The organism is Pseudomonas sp. TR47, assembly GCF_044143025.1.
GTDB classification, from domain to species: domain Bacteria; phylum Pseudomonadota; class Gammaproteobacteria; order Pseudomonadales; family Pseudomonadaceae; genus Aquipseudomonas; species Aquipseudomonas putida_E.
Genome location: NZ_JBHFCS010000005.1, coordinates 29,311 through 44,894 on the forward strand (window position 1 = coordinate 29,311; position 15,584 = coordinate 44,894).

General features: G+C 63.4%; 17 protein-coding genes and 1 pseudogene. 10 read left to right on the forward strand and 8 right to left on the reverse strand.

Annotation, left to right across the window (positions count from 1 at the left end; translation table 11 throughout):
• The first annotated feature begins 21 nt into the window (after positions 1–21).
• From ACEWE8_RS07090 to ACEWE8_RS07115, 6 genes are read left to right on the forward strand one after another with little or no spacing between them, the layout of a single operon-like run.
• Positions 22–1,161 (forward strand): homoserine O-acetyltransferase, encoded by a 1,140-nt coding sequence (locus tag ACEWE8_RS07090; protein ID WP_046787039.1) that lies wholly within the window; start codon positions 22–24, stop codon positions 1,159–1,161.
• A 7-nt stretch (positions 1,162–1,168) separates the two neighbouring features.
• The gene (metW, locus tag ACEWE8_RS07095) at positions 1,169–1,789 is read left to right on the forward strand and encodes a methionine biosynthesis protein MetW (RefSeq protein WP_012312310.1); all 621 of its coding nucleotides are present in this window, start codon (positions 1,169–1,171) and stop codon (positions 1,787–1,789) included.
• 22 nt (positions 1,790–1,811) lie between these two features.
• Positions 1,812–2,246 carry a DUF4426 domain-containing protein gene (locus tag ACEWE8_RS07100; RefSeq protein WP_046787038.1) on the forward strand — a complete coding sequence of 145 codons (435 nt, stop codon included), beginning with the start codon at positions 1,812–1,814 and terminating at the stop codon, positions 2,244–2,246.
• Positions 2,243–2,839: an RdgB/HAM1 family non-canonical purine NTP pyrophosphatase gene (rdgB, locus tag ACEWE8_RS07105; protein WP_046787037.1), complete on the forward strand. Its 597-nt coding sequence runs from the start codon at positions 2,243–2,245 to the stop codon at positions 2,837–2,839. The genes ACEWE8_RS07100 and rdgB overlap by 4 nt, the downstream gene beginning before the upstream one ends.
• Positions 2,836–4,023 (forward strand): radical SAM family heme chaperone HemW, encoded by a 1,188-nt coding sequence (gene hemW, locus ACEWE8_RS07110; RefSeq protein WP_046787036.1) that lies wholly within the window; start codon positions 2,836–2,838, stop codon positions 4,021–4,023. Before rdgB ends, hemW begins: the two co-directional genes overlap by 4 nt.
• Positions 4,024–4,032: 9 nt before the next feature.
• Positions 4,033–4,359 carry a DUF3392 domain-containing protein gene (locus ACEWE8_RS07115; RefSeq protein WP_003257821.1) on the forward strand — a complete coding sequence of 109 codons (327 nt, stop codon included), beginning with the start codon at positions 4,033–4,035 and terminating at the stop codon, positions 4,357–4,359.
• A 174-nt stretch (positions 4,360–4,533) separates the two neighbouring features.
• Here ACEWE8_RS07115 and trmB read toward each other — a convergent pair whose 3' ends face one another.
• The 4 genes from trmB to ACEWE8_RS07135 all read right to left on the reverse strand — a co-directional run bounded on the left by trmB (position 4,534) and on the right by ACEWE8_RS07135 (position 6,790).
• On the reverse strand, positions 4,534–5,256 hold the full coding sequence (gene trmB / locus ACEWE8_RS07120; protein ID WP_046787035.1) for a tRNA (guanosine(46)-N7)-methyltransferase TrmB: 723 nt from the start codon (positions 5,254–5,256) through the stop codon (positions 4,534–4,536).
• Positions 5,257–5,265: 9 nt separating this feature from the next.
• Positions 5,266–6,060, reverse strand: a complete 795-nt coding sequence (locus tag ACEWE8_RS07125; protein WP_008092966.1) for a thiazole synthase — start codon at positions 6,058–6,060, stop codon at positions 5,266–5,268.
• A gap of 54 nt (positions 6,061–6,114) precedes the next feature.
• On the reverse strand, positions 6,115–6,315 hold the full coding sequence (gene thiS, locus ACEWE8_RS07130; protein WP_012312305.1) for a sulfur carrier protein ThiS: 201 nt from the start codon (positions 6,313–6,315) through the stop codon (positions 6,115–6,117).
• 103 nt (positions 6,316–6,418) lie between these two features.
• Positions 6,419–6,790 carry a DUF423 domain-containing protein gene (locus tag ACEWE8_RS07135; RefSeq protein WP_115273363.1) on the reverse strand — a complete coding sequence of 124 codons (372 nt, stop codon included), beginning with the start codon at positions 6,788–6,790 and terminating at the stop codon, positions 6,419–6,421.
• A 64-nt stretch (positions 6,791–6,854) separates the two neighbouring features.
• Between ACEWE8_RS07135 and mtgA the strand changes: the two genes are divergently transcribed.
• Positions 6,855–7,565, forward strand: a complete 711-nt coding sequence (gene mtgA / locus ACEWE8_RS07140) for a monofunctional biosynthetic peptidoglycan transglycosylase (protein ID WP_046787034.1) — start codon at positions 6,855–6,857, stop codon at positions 7,563–7,565.
• Positions 7,566–7,676: 111 nt separating this feature from the next.
• Here the strand turns inward: mtgA and rpoH are convergent, their stop codons facing one another.
• From rpoH to ftsY, 4 genes are all read right to left on the reverse strand, one after another.
• Positions 7,677–8,531: an RNA polymerase sigma factor RpoH gene (gene rpoH, locus ACEWE8_RS07145; protein ID WP_012312302.1), complete on the reverse strand. Its 855-nt coding sequence runs from the start codon at positions 8,529–8,531 to the stop codon at positions 7,677–7,679.
• 111 nt (positions 8,532–8,642) lie between these two features.
• The gene (gene ftsX, locus ACEWE8_RS07150) at positions 8,643–9,668 is read right to left on the reverse strand and encodes a permease-like cell division protein FtsX (RefSeq protein WP_046787033.1); all 1,026 of its coding nucleotides are present in this window, start codon (positions 9,666–9,668) and stop codon (positions 8,643–8,645) included.
• The gene (gene ftsE / locus ACEWE8_RS07155; RefSeq protein ID WP_039601211.1) at positions 9,665–10,336 is read right to left on the reverse strand and encodes a cell division ATP-binding protein FtsE; all 672 of its coding nucleotides are present in this window, start codon (positions 10,334–10,336) and stop codon (positions 9,665–9,667) included. The genes ftsX and ftsE overlap by 4 nt, the downstream gene beginning before the upstream one ends.
• On the reverse strand, positions 10,333–11,895 hold the full coding sequence (gene ftsY, locus ACEWE8_RS07160) for a signal recognition particle-docking protein FtsY (RefSeq protein WP_046787032.1): 1,563 nt from the start codon (positions 11,893–11,895) through the stop codon (positions 10,333–10,335). Before ftsY ends, ftsE begins: the two co-directional genes overlap by 4 nt.
• Positions 11,896–12,127: 232 nt before the next feature.
• Here ftsY and ACEWE8_RS07165 point away from each other — a divergent pair, with 232 nt between their 5' ends.
• The 3 genes and pseudogenes from ACEWE8_RS07165 to rsmD all read left to right on the forward strand — a co-directional run bounded on the left by ACEWE8_RS07165 (position 12,128) and on the right by rsmD (position 15,562).
• Positions 12,128–13,483 (forward strand): pitrilysin family protein, encoded by a 1,356-nt coding sequence (locus ACEWE8_RS07165; protein WP_046787031.1) that lies wholly within the window; start codon positions 12,128–12,130, stop codon positions 13,481–13,483.
• A gap of 124 nt (positions 13,484–13,607) precedes the next feature.
• Positions 13,608–14,960: pseudogene (locus ACEWE8_RS07170) on the forward strand (M16 family metallopeptidase); the annotation flags it as partial.
• Positions 14,960–15,562: a 16S rRNA (guanine(966)-N(2))-methyltransferase RsmD gene (gene rsmD / locus ACEWE8_RS07175; RefSeq protein WP_012312296.1), complete on the forward strand. Its 603-nt coding sequence runs from the start codon at positions 14,960–14,962 to the stop codon at positions 15,560–15,562. The pseudogene ACEWE8_RS07170 and the gene rsmD, both read left to right, overlap by 1 nt.
• Positions 15,563–15,584 lie beyond the last annotated feature (22 nt).

Sequence of the window (15,584 nt, forward strand, 5' to 3'; positions counted from 1 at the left end):
CGTCAAGCGTGAGCAGGGTCGATGTCCACTGTCCTTCCCGAAGATTCCGTCGGTCTGGTTACACCGCAAACAGCCCGGTTCGATGAACCGCTGGCCCTGGCCTGTGGCCGTTCTCTGGCCAGCTACGAGCTGGTCTACGAGACCTATGGCACCCTGAACGCCAGCGCAAGCAATGCTGTGCTGATCTGCCATGCCCTCTCTGGCCATCACCACGCGGCCGGCTACCACGCCACCACCGACCGCAAGCCCGGCTGGTGGGACAGCTGCATCGGCCCTGGCAAGCCGATCGACACCAACCGTTTCTTCGTGGTCAGCCTGAACAACCTCGGTGGCTGCAACGGCAGCACCGGCCCCAGCAGCGTCAACCCCGCCACCGGCAAGCCGTATGGCGCCGATTTCCCGGTACTGACCGTTGAAGACTGGGTACACAGCCAGGCACGCCTTGCCGATCGCTTGGGCATCCGGCAGTGGGCGGCCATTGTCGGCGGCAGCCTCGGCGGCATGCAGGCCCTGCAGTGGACCATGACCTACCCCGACCGCGTGCGCCACTGCGTCGATATCGCCTCGGCACCAAAGTTGTCGGCCCAGAACATTGCCTTCAACGAAGTGGCGCGCCAGGCCATCCTCACCGACCCCGAATTCCACGGCGGCTCGTTCCAGGACCAGGGCGTGATCCCCAAGCGTGGCCTGATGCTGGCGCGTATGGTCGGGCATATCACCTACCTGTCCGACGACTCGATGGGGGAAAAGTTTGGCCGGGAGCTCAAGAGCGACAAGCTCAATTACGACTTCCACAGCGTCGAATTCCAGGTCGAGAGCTACCTGCGCTATCAGGGCGAAGAGTTCTCTGGCCGCTTCGACGCCAACACCTACCTGCTGATGACCAAGGCGCTGGATTACTTCGACCCGGCGGCGGCCAATGGCGGCGACCTGGCCGCGACCCTGGCCCACGTCACAGCCGACTACTGCATCATGTCGTTCACCACCGACTGGCGTTTCTCGCCGGCCCGCTCGCGCGAGATCGTCGATGCCCTGATGGCGGCACGCAAGAACGTCTGTTATCTGGAGATCGACTCTCCTTATGGGCACGATGCCTTCCTGATCCCCACGCCTCGCTACATGCAGGGTTTCGCGAACTACATGAACCGCATCGCCATCTGAGGACAGCATGAGAGCCGACCTGGAAATCATCCACGACTGGATTCCCGCCGGCAGCCGGGTACTCGACCTGGGCTGCGGCAGTGGCGAGCTGCTGGCTTCGCTGCGTGATCGCAAGCAGGTCACCGGCTACGGCCTGGAGATCGACCCCGACAACATCGCCGCCTGTGTAGCCAAAGGCGTCAACGTCATCGAGCAGGACCTGGACAAGGGCCTTGGCAACTTCGCCAGCAACAGCTTTGACGTAGTGATCATGACCCAGGCCCTGCAGGCCGTGGAGTACCCCGACCGCATCCTCGACGAGATGCTGCGTGTGGGCCGCCAGTGCATCATCACCTTCCCCAACTTCGGCCACTGGCGTTGCCGCTGGTACCTGGCGACCAAAGGCCGCATGCCGGTTTCGGACTTCATGCCGTACACCTGGTACAACACCCCGAACATCCACTTCTGCACCTTTGCCGACTTCGAACAGCTGTGCCATGAGCGCCGCGCCAAGGTCCTGGACCGCCTGGCCGTCGACCACTTGCACCGCAATGGGTGGGGCGGCCGGCTTTGGCCTAATCTGTTAGGGGAAATCGGCATTTACCGCGTCAGTAGCCCCGGCCTGCAGGAGCACCAGCTCGCGGTCTGACGTCCAGCAGAGGAATCGCACCATGCGTCGCCTAGCCCTGTTTCTGATCAGCTTGTGCCTGGCGCTGCCGGTACTGGCTGCCGATGCCGCCAAACCCGAGCGCAAGGAAGTGTTCGGCGACGTGACGGTGCACTACAGCGCCTTCACCTCCAGCATGCTGCAGCCGGACATTGCCGCCGCCACTGGGCTTGTCCGCAGCAAGAATCAGGGGGTGCTCAACATCGCCGTGCTCAAGGCCAGCAAACCCGCCATGGCGGTGGTCAGCGGCACGGTAAAAGACCTCACCGGGCGCAGCAACCCGCTGTCGTTCAAGCAGATTACCGATCGAGGCGCGATCTACTACATCGCCCAGTTCAAGATCCAACAGGCCGAGACGCTGACCTTCGACCTGAATGTCGAAACCGGCGGGGTCAGCCATAAACTCAGCTTCAACCAGGAAGTGTTCCCAGGCGAATGATGAATCTCCAGCAACTCGTATTGGCCAGCCACAATGCCGGCAAACTCAAGGAACTTCAGGCCATGCTCGGCCAGACCGTGCAACTGCGCTCGATTGGTGAGTTCAGCCAGGTAGAACCCGAAGAAACCGGCCTGTCGTTCGTCGAGAACGCCATCCTCAAGGCGCGCAATGCTGCACGCATCTCCGGGCTGCCGGCGCTGGCCGACGACTCTGGCCTGGCGGTCGACTTTCTCGGTGGCGCGCCGGGCATCTACTCGGCGCGCTATGCCGACGGCAAGGGTGATGCGGCAAACAACGCAAAGCTGCTCGAGGCACTCAAGGATGTACCGCAAGATCAGCGCGGCGCCCAGTTCGTCTGTGTGCTGGCACTGGTACGCCATGCCGACGATCCACTGCCCATCCTCTGCGAGGGCCTTTGGCATGGGCGCATCATGTTCGAAGCCAGCGGCGATCAAGGCTTTGGCTATGACCCGCTGTTCTGGGTGCCTGAGCGCAACTGCTCAAGCGCCGACCTCGCGCCTGCCGACAAGAACCAGCTCAGCCACCGCGCCCGCGCCATGGTCCTGCTGCGCCAACGTCTGGGCCTGGCATGATCGAATTGTTGTCCACCCAGCCGCGCCAGCCTGGCGTGGCGGGTTTCGCCACGTTGCCACCTTTGGCACTGTACATCCACATTCCGTGGTGCGTGCGCAAATGCCCTTACTGCGACTTCAACTCCCATGCAGCTGGGCCTGAGCTTCCGGAAGAGGCCTATGTCGATGCCCTGCTGACCGACCTAGACCAAGAGCTGCCTGCGGTTCAGGGAAGGCCAATTTCGTCGATCTTCTTCGGCGGCGGCACCCCTAGCCTGTTCAGCGCCAATGCCCTTGGCAGGTTGCTGCGCGGCGTGGAGCAACGCATCCCCTTCGCGCCGGACATTGAAATCACGCTGGAAGCCAACCCAGGGACGTTCGAGCAGGAGAAGTTCAAGGCGTACCGGCAGACGGGCATCAATCGCCTGTCGATTGGCGTGCAAAGCTTCCAGCCGGCCAAACTGCAGGCGCTTGGGCGCATCCACAATGGCGACGAAGCCATTCGCGCAGCGGGCATGGCCCGGGCGGCCGGCTTCGACAACTTCAACATGGACCTGATGCACGGCCTTCCGGATCAGTCACTGGACGATGCGTTGGGCGACCTGCGCCAGGCCATCGACCTGGGGCCAACGCACCTGTCCTGGTACCAGCTGACCGTGGAGCCGAACACGGTGTTCTGGAACCAACCACCTGAACTGCCCGAGGACGACATTCTTTGGGACATTCAGGAGGCCGGCCAGGCACTGATGGCGGCGCACGGCTACAAGCAGTATGAGGTTTCGGCCTATGCCCAGGCGGGGCGTGCTGCCAAGCACAACCTCAATTACTGGCGCTTTGGCGATTTTATCGGCATCGGCGCCGGCGCCCACGGCAAGCTGACCTTTGCCGACGGCCGTATCCTGCGCACCTGGAAAACCCGCCTACCCAAGGACTACCTGAACCTGGCCAAGCCGTTCAAGGCCGGCGAAAAGCTGCTGCCGGTGGACGAGCTGCCGTTCGAGTTCCTGATGAACGCGCTGCGCCTGACCGATGGCGTAGAAGCCGAGCTGTTCAGCCAGCGCACCGGCTTGCCACTGGCGCAACTGGCCGAGGCCCGCCGCGCCGCCGAACAAAAAGGCCTTTTGCAGGTCGAACCGGATCGGTTGGTGGCCACGCCACGCGGCCAGTTGTTCCTCAATGACCTGCTGCAGTATTTCTTGACCTAAGGATGACCCATGGATCTGGTACTTGACCTGCTGGCAACGGTTTCCCGCTGGAGCCGTAGCAACCTGTCTGAGATTTCGCTGGCCTTGGTGGGCTGCCTGCTGGTGCTGTTTGGCACCGATATCAAGGGCTGGGTGGAACAACGGCTGGGCGGCCTGGCAGGTGCCCTGCGGGTTCCGTTCATGGCGCTGCTGGTGATGATCGGCAGCGGCGCGGCGCTGATCTATGCCACGCCGTGGGTGGTGAAGGGGCTGAGCCAGTTCAACAACTACGCGTTGGCGCCGGTGCTGTTGGTGGTGCTGGTGTTGATTGGCGTGGTCGCTGATCGGCGGGGGTAAAGCTGACTGACTGGAAGCTGCCCCGCAAAACCAGGGCAGCTCTACCACTCGACTGCCCTTTGCAGGGAGCCACCGAGGCGGTCAGGCGTGCCCCCTCTCGGCCTGGATTACAAACAAGCCCCGGAGGGCTTGCATAGGCGGCTCAGCGCAACATCGAAAGGCTCAAACAGCCAATCAAGCCACCTTCTCGAATTTCAAATCCCAAACCCCATGCCCCAAGCGCTCACCACGGCGCTCGAACTTGGTGATTGGACGTTCTTCGGGACGCGGCACATAAGCCCCGTCTGCGGCCAGGTTTCGGTACCCCGGCGCCGCGCTCATCACTTCCAGCATGTATTGGGCATACGGCTCCCAGTCAGTGGCCATATGGAATATGCCACCCGGTTTGAGCTTGCGACGCACCAGCTCGGCGAACTCCAACTGCACGATACGACGCTTGTGGTGGCGCGCCTTGTGCCATGGGTCAGGGAAGAACAGCATCAAGCGGTCGAGGCTGTTATCGGCCACACAGCGGTTGAGCACTTCGATGGCGTCGCAATCGTACACCCGCAGGTTCTTCAGGCCCTCGGTCAGCACGCCGTTAAGCAGCGCGCCGACACCCGGGCGGTGCACTTCAACACCGATGAAGTCTTGCTCAGGTGCGGCAGCGGCCATCTCCAAGAGGGAATGGCCCATGCCGAAACCGATCTCCAGGGTGCGTGGCGCCGAACGGCCGAACACCTGGTCATAGTCCACCGGGCTTTCGGCCAGCGGCAGGATATACAGCGGGCCGCCCTGGTCCAGGCCGCGTTGCTGGCCTTCGGTCATGCGCCCGGCGCGCATCACGAAACTCTTGATGCGGCGGTGTGGACGCGCTTCGCCGTCGGTGGTGATCGGCGTGTCTTGCGATTCAGTCATCAGTAGCTCTTACTTGATCAGACCATCCAGCGGCGAAGACGCGCTGGCATAGAGTTTCTTCGGCATGCGCCCGGCGAGGTAGGCCATGCGCCCGGCGACGATTGCGTGTTTCATGGCCTCGGCCATCAGCACGGGCTGCTGGGCGTGGGCGATGGCCGAGTTCATCAGCACCGCTTCACAGCCCATTTCCATGGCGATGGTGGCATCGGAGGCGGTACCCACGCCTGCATCGACCAGCACCGGCACCTTGGATTCTTCCAGGATGATCTGCAGGTTGTACGGGTTGCAGATGCCCAGGCCAGTGCCGATAAGGCCGGCCAGCGGCATGACCGCGATGCAGCCTGCTTCGGCCAGTTGACGGGCAATGATCGGGTCATCGCTGGTGTAGACCATCACGTCGAAGCCGTCCTTGACCAGTACTTCGGCGGCCTTGAGGGTTTCGATCACGTTGGGGAACAGGGTCTTCTGGTCTGCCAGGACCTCCAGCTTGACCAGGTTATGACCATCGAGCAGTTCACGGGCCAGGCGGCAGGTGCGCACCGCTTCGACGGCGTCATAGCAGCCGGCGGTGTTCGGCAGAATGGTGTAACGGTCCGGTGGCAGCACATCGAGCAGGTTCGGTTCGCCCGGGTTCTGGCCGAGGTTGGTGCGGCGCACGGCGACAGTGACGATTTCGGCGCCCGAGGCCTCGATGGCCAGGCGGGTTTCTTCCATGTCACGGTATTTGCCGGTGCCGACCAGCAGGCGCGACTGGAAAGTGCGCCCGGCCAGGGTAAAGGGCTTGTCGCTACGAACGTTGCTCATCAAAGATCCTCTGGAAAAGGTTGCTGGGCTTGCAGGTGAATCGCCAGGCCGGAATCAGCCGCCGCCAATAGCGTGGACCACTTCGACCTGGTCGCCGTCGTTGAGCTGCGTGCTGTCGTGCTGACTGCGCGGCACGATATCCAGGTTCAATTCCACTGCCACCCGGCGCCCGGTCAGCTCCAGGCGGGTCAGCAGCGCCGCGACGCTTTCGCCAGCGGGCAATTCATAGGGTTCACCGTTCAATTGAATGCGCATGCGCACGGCCACCATTGTGCGTTGGGGGCCAGCATTCTAGCGCCGATCAACGCGTTAACCCAAGGGCGGTGCACGCCATTAGTCGTGATTGTGGACCGCTTGGTCAGCCTAAACGCCATGCTGCCATGCCCAGGCAGACCCAGCCGGCCAGGAAGCACAAGCCGCCGATAGGGGTGATGATGCCAAGCTTGCCCAGCCCGCTGAGGGTCAGCAGGTACAGGCTACCGGAGAACAGCACGATGCCCAGGGCGAACAGACCACCGGCCCAGCCAACCAGGCGCCCCGGCAAGTGCGCCGCGAGCAGCGCGACCCCGAAGATTGCCAAGGCATGCACCAGTTGATAGGTCACTCCGGTTTGAAAGATGGCCAGGTAATCTGCGCTCAGGCGGTTTTTCAGCCCATGGGCGGCGAATGCGCCCAGGCCGACACCGGTAAAGCCGAAAAGGGCGGCGAGCATGAGGAAGGTGCGAAGCATGGGACGACTCCTGGGATCGGGTCTGTATAATGGCCCGTTCCACCGGTCCGGCCAAGCCATCGCCATGCTGTCATCCCTACTCCGTCGCCTCGCCCGCGCCCTGTTCTGGTTCGCTGCCGGCAGCATCGTGCTGGTGCTGGTGTTCCGCTGGGTGCCGCCTCCCGGCACGGCATTGATGGTCGAGCGCAAGGTGCAGTCGTGGGTCAGTGGCGAGCCGATCGACCTGCAGCGCGACTGGCAGCCGTGGGAAAATATCTCGGATGACCTCAAGGTCGCGGTCATCGCCGGTGAAGACCAGAAGTTCGCCAACCACTGGGGGTTCGACATCCCCGCCATCCAGGCGGCGCTAGCCTATAACGAGCGGGGCGGCAGCATCCGTGGTGCCAGCACCTTGACCCAGCAGGTGGCCAAGAACCTGTTCCTGTGGTCGGGTCGCAGTTGGCTGCGCAAGGGGCTGGAGGCCTGGTTCACGGCGCTGCTGGAACTGTTCTGGTCGAAAGAGCGGATCCTCGAGGTCTACCTGAACAGTGCCGAATGGGGCAAAGGGGTATTTGGTGCCCAGGCTGCGGCGCGCTACCACTTCGGTATCGATGCCAGCCGCCTGAACCGCCAGCAGGCTGCTCAATTGGCTGCGGTGCTGCCCAGCCCCATCAAGTGGAGCGCCAGCCGGCCGAGCGCCTACGTGGCGAGCCGGGCAGGCTGGATTCGCCGGCAAATGAGCCAGCTGGGTGGGCCGAGCTACCTGATGCAGCTGGATGCTTCGCGCAGGCCCTGAATTGATACGCTGACTTTGACTGCCCCTCTCCGAGGCCGGTAAAGCATACGCAAACAAAAAAGCCGCTCACCCTGTCATGGGCCAGCGGCTTTTCAGTGCATCAGGCGCCAATCACGCAGCAATCAACGCCTTCACCTTGTTCATCGCATTCTTTTCCAGCTGGCGAATACGCTCAGCCGAAACGCTGTACTTGTCTGCCAGCTCATGCAATGTGGCTTTCTCTTCAGCCAGCCAGCGCTGGTAGAGAATGTCGCGGCTACGCTCGTCCAGGCCCTGCAAGGCTTCATGCAGGTTGCTGGTGGAGTTGTCGCTCCAGTCAGCGTCCTCAAGCTGCACAGCCGGGTCGTAGCGATGGTCTTCCAGGTAATGTGCAGGCGACTGGAAGGCGCTGTCGTCGTCCGCCTCTGCTGCCGGGTCGAAGGCCATGTCCTGGCCACTCAGACGGCTTTCCATCTCACGCACTTCACGCGGCTCGACGCCGAGGCTTTCAGCCACGCGGTGCACTTCATCATTGTTCAACCAGGCCAGACGCTTCTTCTGGCTGCGCAGGTTGAAGAACAGCTTGCGCTGGGCCTTGGTGGTAGCCACCTTGACGATGCGCCAGTTGCGCAGGATGAATTCGTGGATTTCAGCCTTGATCCAGTGCACGGCGAACGACACCAGGCGCACACCCATTTCCGGGTTGAAGCGCTTGACCGCCTTCATCAGGCCGACGTTGCCTTCCTGAATGAGGTCGGCCTGGGCCAACCCGTAGCCAGCATAGCTGCGGGCGATATGTACGACGAAGCGCAGGTGGGCCATCACCATTTGCCGAGCGGCCTCAAGATCCTGCTCATAATAGAGACGCTCGGCCAGATCACGCTCCTGCTCGACAGTCAGCAGCGGGATGCTGTTGACCGTGTGCACGTAGGCTTCCAGGTTTGCACCGGGAACCAGGGCATAGGCAGGTTGCAACGATGTGGTCATTCAAGAACCTCCGACTTACCAGACTCGTGCCTTGTGAGCACTGCCAACATAGACCTGGAACCAAGGTGCAAGTTCCAAAAATGAAAAATTGTCAATGCTGGCTCAGAAAAACTATCGCGGGGCCAACTCGTTCAAATGCCGAGCCACCGCAATCCATGCACCGATATACCCCAACAGTACCGCCCCGATCAAGAGCGACAGACCATCGGATGCTGGCACACCGCCCAGGGAGAAGTCGCTGCCGTAGAGCCCGGACAGCCCTACCACGGCCTCGTTCAGCCAGTTGAGGCCGAACGCGAGGATACCCCAGGCAAGCAGGCCCGCACCCAGGCCGTACAACGCGCCCATGTACAGGAAAGGCCGACGGACGTAGCTGTCGGTGCCGCCTACCAGCTTGATGACTTCGATCTCGGTACGGCGGTTTTCAATATGTAGACGAATTGTGTTACCGATTACTAACAGCAAGGCAGAAATAAGCATCACCGCCAGGCCGAAGACGAACCGGTCGCCCAGCTTGAGGATCGCCGCCAGGCGCTCCACCCACACCAGGTCGAGTTGTGCATTTTCCACTCGCGGCAGCTCGGCCAGACGTTGCCGCAGCGCTTCCAGGGCCGGCTTGTCGACTTCGGTCGGGGTCACCACCACGACACCAGGCAGCGGGTTGTCGGGCAGTTCACGCAGGGCTTCGCCCAACCCGGACTGCTGCTGGAACTCTTCCAGCGCCTGCGCTGGGCTGATGTACAAGGCATCGGCCACCCCAGGCATGCCTTTGATCTCTTGGCCCAGGGCCTCGCCCTCCTTGCTGCCCGCGTCGAGCTTCAGGTACAGGGAAATCTGCGCGGCGCGCTGCCAGGAGCCCCCCAGCTTCTCGACGTTCTTCAACAGCAGCGAAAGGCCCATGGGCATGCTCAGCGCCACGGCCATCACCAGGCAGGTGAAGAAGCTGCCGATCGGCTGCTTGCCCAGGCGACGCAGGCTGTCGGCCAGGCTGGCACGGTGGCTGTCCAGCCAGGCGTGCAACAGCGTGCGGAAGTCCGGGCCGTCATCATCATGCTCGCCGCGCTTTTTCCGGGTATCCGCGTCGGCGGCCTTTGGGGCGACCCGCTCGGAAACCTTGGGTGTACGTGTAGTGCTCATTGCCCGGCCTCCCCATCGCCGATCAGACGGCCGCGCTGTAAGGTCAGCATGCGGTGGCGCATGCGCGCAATCAGTGCCAGGTCATGGCTGGCGATCAACACCGTGGTACCCAGCCGATTGATGTCCTCGAACACCCCCATGATCTCTGCGGCAAGGCGCGGGTCGAGGTTACCGGTGGGTTCGTCGGCCAGCAGCAAGGCGGGCTGGTGGACGATCGCACGAGCGATACCGACCCGCTGCTGCTGGCCGGTGGACAGGTCGGCCGGGAACAGCTCACCCTTGTCGACCAGCGACACACGCTCCAGCGCCGAATCCACGCGTTTGGCGATCTCTGCCTTGGACAGGCCGAGAATCTGCAGCGGCAGGGCAATGTTGTTGAAAACGGTACGGTCGAACAGCAACTGGTGGTTCTGGAACACCACCCCGATCTGCCGACGCAGGAACGGGATCTGCGCATTGCTGATCTGGCCCAGGTCCTGCCCTGCCAGCATCAACTTGCCGCTGGTGGGGCGTTCCATGGCCAGCAGCAGGCGCAGCAAGGTGCTCTTGCCGGCCCCGGAATGGCCGGTGACGAACAGGAATTCGCCCCGGCGCGCCCGGAAACTCAGCTCATGCAAGCCAACATGGCCGTTGGGGTAGCGCTTGGCAACCTGTTCGAATCGGATCATGGGTGCTCTCGCTCGGCAAACAGAGCCTTGACGAACGGCTCGGCTTCGAAGGTGCGCAGGTCGTCGATACCTTCACCCACGCCGATGAAGCGGATCGGAATGTTGAACTGCTTGGCAAGCGCGAAGATCACGCCCCCCTTGGCAGTGCCGTCCAGCTTGGTCAGGGCCAGGCCGGTCAGCTCGACGCTCTGGTTGAAGTACTTGGCCTGGCTGATGGCGTTCTGGCCAGTACCGGCATCGAGCACCAGCAGCACCTCATGCGGCGCCTCGGCGTCAAGCTTGCCGATGACCCGGCGAACCTTTTTCAGCTCTTCCATCAGGTTGTCTTTGGTGTGCAGCCGGCCGGCGGTATCGGCGATCAGCACATCGACGCCACGGGCCTTGGCGGCCTGCACGGCATCGAAGATCACCGACGCGGAGTCGGCACCGGTGTGCTGGGCGATCACCGGGATCTGGTTTCGCTCGCCCCAGACCTGCAACTGCTCGACAGCGGCAGCACGGAAGGTATCACCCGCGGCCAGCATGACCTTCTTGCCCTCGAGTTGCAGCTTCTTGGCCAGCTTGCCGATAGTGGTGGTCTTGCCGGCGCCGTTGACGCCTACCACGAGGATCACATAGGGCTTGTTCTGCGCCTGGATCTTCAGCGGCTGCTCGACCGGGCGCAGCAGCGCGGCCAGTTCTTCCTGCAGCGACTTGTACAGGGCATCGGCATCGGCCAGCTGTTTGCGCGCAACCTTCTGGGTCAGGTTCTGAACGATGGTCGAGGTCGCCTCCACGCCAACGTCGGCGGTCAGCAAGCGTGTTTCGATCTCGTCTAGCAGGTCATCATCAATGACTTTCTTGCCCAGGAACAGGCTGGCCATGCCTTCGCCGATGCTGGCGCTGGTCTTCGACAGGCCCTGCTTGAGGCGAGCGAAGAAGCCGGGCTTGGCAGGTTCGGCAACGGCTGGGGTAACGGCCGCGACGGCCTGTTCCGGGGCCGGGCGCTCGGGAATCGCTGGCGGGGCTTTTGGCTCAAGGTCTGGAACCAGGGCGACCGGTTCTTCGGCAACGGGCAAGACCAGGTTGCTGACCGGGGCTTCGGGGGCTGCTGCGACTGGAGCAGGGCTTTCGAGCTGCGCAGCAGCGGGCTCAGCACTCGCAGGCAACTCCGCCCTCACAGGGGCCAGGACAGGCTCGGGAACCGGCACTGGCTCAGGGGCTGGAGCATGCTCAGGGACCGGTGCAACCTCAGGAGCCGGCGCAGGCTCAGGGGCCGGTGCGACCTCCGGGGCCGGAGCAGGCTCAACGACAGGCGCAGGCTGGGGGGCCAGTACCGGCTCAGCGGGACGTACCGGCTCAACGGCAGGCGGGGGCGCTTCGGCAACCACCGGCTCGGCCGCAGCCGCTTCAGGCTGCTCGGCGGCAGGCGGCGGCGATACCGGCTCTACTGCGTGAGCATCAGGGGTTTGTGGCTGTTCGGCGACAGGTTGCTGCGGCTTCTTGCGAAACCAGCTGAACAGGCCTTTTTTCTCGCCAGCCTCGGCCGGCGCTTTTTTGTCGTCGTTGGAACCAAACATGGAAGACGGCTATCTCAGGGTAGCGATGGGCCAGCAGCGGCTCATCTGGAATTCTCTAAACGCAGAACAGACTGTTTTGAAGCCGGCTGGTTCATGCGCAATGTTTTGTCTTAATGGACCTGCAGGCCAGAACGGCGACAGGCATGGTCGCCAGGCAACCGGATCAGTATCCTAGCACCTCCTGGCCCGCCGACGCTAAACCCTGCGGGCCGCCGAACAGGTTAAACACCTTATGAATGCTCTAGCCCGCCGCGCCGCTGGCCTGTTGCTCAGCACGCTCTGCCTGCCGCTCGCAGCCTTTGCCGCCGATGTGCAACCCACCCACGAATTCATCCTCGACAACGGCCTGAAAGTGGTCGTACGCGAGGACCACCGCGCGCCAGTGGTGGTTTCGCAGATCTGGTACAAGGTCGGCTCCAGCTATGAGACACCCGGCCAGACCGGGCTGTCCCACGCTCTGGAACACATGATGTTCAAGGGCAGCGCCAAGGTCGGCCCCGGCGAAGCTTCGCGCATCCTGCGCGACCTGGGCGCGGAAGAGAACGCCTTTACCAGCGACGACTACACCGCCTACTACCAGGTTCTGGCCCGCGACCGCCTGCCGGTGGCTCTGGAGCTGGAGGCCGACCGGCTGGCCAACCTGCGCCTGCCGGCCGATGAGTTCAGCCGCGAAATCGAGGTGATCAAGGAAGAGCGCCGCCTGCGCACCGACGATCAGCCAAGCGCCAAGGCTTTCGAGCTGTTCCGCGCCATGGCCTACCCGGCCAGCGGCTACCACACCCCGACCATCGGCTGGATGGCCGACCTCGAACGCATGAAAGTCGAGGAGCTGCGCCACTGGTACGAGTCCTGGTACGCGCCGAACAACGCCACCCTGGTGGTGGTCGGCGATGTTACCGCCGCCGAGGTCAAAGGCCTGGCGCAGAAGTACTTCGCCAGTATCCCCAAGCGCGCCGTGCCGCCGGCCAAGCTGCCGCTGGAGCTGGCCGAGCCAGGCCGGCGCCAGCTGACCCTGCACGTGCGCACCCAACTGCCAAGCCTGATCTACGGCTTCAACGTACCGGGCCTTGCCACCGCCAAGGACCCGCGCACCGCGCACGCCCTGCGGCTGATCTCGGCCTTGCTCGACGGCGGCTACAGCGCCCGCCTGCCGGCGCGCCTGGAGCGTGGCCAGGAACTGGTGGCCGGCGCCTCGTCCAGCTACAACGCCTTCACCCGCGGCGACAGCCTGTTCATGATCTCGGCTACCCCTAACGTACAGAAGCAGAAGACGCTCGCCGATGTCGAGAAAGGCGTCTGGCAGTTGCTCGATGAGCTCAAGACCACCCCGCCGAGCGCCGAGGAACTGGAACGTGTACGCGCCCAGGTGATCGCCGGGCTGGTCTACGACCGCGACTCCATCAGCAGCCAGGCCACCACCATTGGCCAGCTAGAGACGGTCGGCCTGTCCTGGAAACTGATCGACAGCGAACTGGACGAACTCAAGCGCGTGACCCCCGAAGACATCCAGGCCGCCGCACGCACCTATTTCACCCGCGAACGCCTGAGCGTTGCCCACGTACTGCCTGAGGAGTCCGCTCATGAGTGATTGCAGCGCACCACGCTACACCCTGATCGGCACGGGCATCATCGCACTGGTGGTGGCGATGACCTGCGTCCTGGCTCGCCCTGCCCACGCCGAAACCGACAGCACCGCGGCCCGCCCCGCCAATACCCTGCAGTCGCTGGCCGAGCTGGACGGCAAGGCCCCCAGCCGGCGCCAGCTGAACATCCAGAACTGGACCACTGCCGAAGGTGCACGCGTACTGTTCGTCGAGGCCCGCGAGCTGCCGATGTTCGATTTGCGCGTGACCTTCGCCGCCGGCAGCAGCCAGGACGGCAACACGCCGGGCCTGGCCACCCTGACCAATGCCATGCTCAACGAAGGCGTTGCCGGCAAGGATGTGACCGCCATCGCCGAAGGCTTCGAAGGGCTCGGCGCAGACTTCGGCAACGGTTCCTACCGCGACATGGCGGTGGCCTCGCTGCGCAGCCTGAGTGTGAAGGACAAGCGCGAGCCGGCCCTGAAGCTGTTCGCTGAAGTAACCGGCAAGCCGACCTTCCCGGAGGACGCACTCAAACGAATCAAGAACCAGCTGCTGGCCGGTTTCGAATACGAGAAGCAGAACCCCGGCAAGATCGCCGGCAAGGCGTTGTTCGGCAAACTTTACGGCGAACACCCTTACGCCCATCCAAGCGACGGCAGCGCTGAAAGCATCCCGGGCATCACCCTGGAACAGCTGCGCGCATTCCACGCCAAAGCCTATGCAGCGGGCAACGCGGTAATCGCACTGGTCGGCGACCTCAGCCGCGAAGAGGCCAAGGCGATTGCCGCCCAGGTCTCCGCCGCCCTGCCCAAAGGCCCGGCACTGGCCAAGCCTGCGCAACCCGTCGAGCCCAAGGCAGGTACCACCCACATCGACTTCCCGTCCAAGCAGACCCACCTGATGCTGGCCGAGCTGGGCATCGACCGCCAGGACCCGGACTGGCCAGCCCTGTCGCTGGGCAACCAGATTCTCGGTGGCGGCGCCTTCGGTACCCGCCTGATGAGCGAAGTGCGGGAAAAACGCGGCCTGACCTACGGCGTATACTCGGTATTCAGCCCGATGCAGGTGCGCGGCCCGTTCATGATCAACCTGCAAACCCGTGCCGAACTCAGCGAGGGCACACTCAAGCTGGTGCAGGGTATCCTTGCCGACTACCTCAAGAACGGCCCGACCCAGCAGGAACTGGACGACGCCAAGCGCGAACTGGCCGGCAGCTTCCCGCTGTCGAACGCCAGCAATGCGAGCATCGTCGGCCAATTGGGCGCCATCGGCTTCTACAACCTGCCATTGACCTGGCTGGAAGACTTCATGCAGCAGTCCCAAGCGCTGACCGTCGAGCAGGTCAAGGCAGCCATGAACAAGCATTTGGCAGCCGACAAACTGGTGATCGTCACCGTCGGCCCGAGCGTGCCGCAAAAGCCGCTGCCAGCCCCTACTGACAAACCCGCCGAGCAGCCTCTCGGCGTACCGGAGCACTAATGCCTAGATCCACCCCTCCCGCCCGACCTCAGCAGGGCCAAAGCAAGGGACAGGGCCACCTGCGCATCATCGCTGGCGAGTGGCGCAGCCGCCGCCTGGCGGTGCCTGAAGGCGAAGGCCTGCGGCCGACCACCGACCGTGTGCGCGAAACCCTGTTCAACTGGCTGGCGCCCTACATCGAAGGCGCCCGGGTGCTGGATGCCTTTACCGGCAGTGGCGCCCTGGTGCTCGAAGCGTTGTCACGCGGTGCTGCAGATGCCGTAGCACTGGACAGCAACGCGGCGGCTATCAACAACCTGAAGAACAACCTGGAGATCCTGCGCTGCCCGCGCGGGCAAATCCTCCAGACCGACGCCCAGCGCTACTTGCAAGCCCCGGCCAAGCAACAGTTCGACGTCGTGTTTCTCGATCCGCCGTTCCACCAGGACCTGCTGGCCAACACCTGCAACCTGTTGGAGCAGAACCAGTGGCTGCGCGAGCAGGCGTGGATCTACACCGAGAGCGAAGCCGCCCCCTCTACCCTGCAAATGCCAGGCAACTGGCGCCTGCACCGCGAAAAAAAGACTGGCCAGGTGCATTACGCGCTGTGGCAGCGCGCCTGAACGCAGGCCCTAACTATATAGC

What these genes read in the sequence shown, in the direction of transcription:
- ACEWE8_RS07090 (WP_046787039.1), top strand. Translation starts at nt 22, where the DNA reads ATGTCCACTGTCCTTCCCGAAGATTCCGTCGGTCTGGTTACACCGCAA.
- metW (WP_012312310.1), top strand. Translation starts at nt 1,169, where the DNA reads ATGAGAGCCGACCTGGAAATCATCCACGACTGGATTCCCGCCGGCAGC.
- ACEWE8_RS07100 (WP_046787038.1), top strand. Translation starts at nt 1,812, where the DNA reads ATGCGTCGCCTAGCCCTGTTTCTGATCAGCTTGTGCCTGGCGCTGCCG.
- rdgB (WP_046787037.1), top strand. Translation starts at nt 2,243, where the DNA reads ATGATGAATCTCCAGCAACTCGTATTGGCCAGCCACAATGCCGGCAAA.
- hemW (WP_046787036.1), top strand. Translation starts at nt 2,836, where the DNA reads ATGATCGAATTGTTGTCCACCCAGCCGCGCCAGCCTGGCGTGGCGGGT.
- ACEWE8_RS07115 (WP_003257821.1), top strand. Translation starts at nt 4,033, where the DNA reads ATGGATCTGGTACTTGACCTGCTGGCAACGGTTTCCCGCTGGAGCCGT.
- trmB (WP_046787035.1), bottom strand. Translation starts at nt 5,256, where the DNA reads ATGACTGAATCGCAAGACACGCCGATCACCACCGACGGCGAAGCGCGT.
- ACEWE8_RS07125 (WP_008092966.1), bottom strand. Translation starts at nt 6,060, where the DNA reads ATGAGCAACGTTCGTAGCGACAAGCCCTTTACCCTGGCCGGGCGCACT.
- thiS (WP_012312305.1), bottom strand. Translation starts at nt 6,315, where the DNA reads ATGCGCATTCAATTGAACGGTGAACCCTATGAATTGCCCGCTGGCGAA.
- ACEWE8_RS07135 (WP_115273363.1), bottom strand. Translation starts at nt 6,790, where the DNA reads ATGCTTCGCACCTTCCTCATGCTCGCCGCCCTTTTCGGCTTTACCGGT.
- mtgA (WP_046787034.1), top strand. Translation starts at nt 6,855, where the DNA reads ATGCTGTCATCCCTACTCCGTCGCCTCGCCCGCGCCCTGTTCTGGTTC.
- rpoH (WP_012312302.1), bottom strand. Translation starts at nt 8,531, where the DNA reads ATGACCACATCGTTGCAACCTGCCTATGCCCTGGTTCCCGGTGCAAAC.
- ftsX (WP_046787033.1), bottom strand. Translation starts at nt 9,668, where the DNA reads ATGAGCACTACACGTACACCCAAGGTTTCCGAGCGGGTCGCCCCAAAG.
- ftsE (WP_039601211.1), bottom strand. Translation starts at nt 10,336, where the DNA reads ATGATCCGATTCGAACAGGTTGCCAAGCGCTACCCCAACGGCCATGTT.
- ftsY (WP_046787032.1), bottom strand. Translation starts at nt 11,895, where the DNA reads ATGTTTGGTTCCAACGACGACAAAAAAGCGCCGGCCGAGGCTGGCGAG.
- ACEWE8_RS07165 (WP_046787031.1), top strand. Translation starts at nt 12,128, where the DNA reads ATGAATGCTCTAGCCCGCCGCGCCGCTGGCCTGTTGCTCAGCACGCTC.
- rsmD (WP_012312296.1), top strand. Translation starts at nt 14,960, where the DNA reads ATGCCTAGATCCACCCCTCCCGCCCGACCTCAGCAGGGCCAAAGCAAG.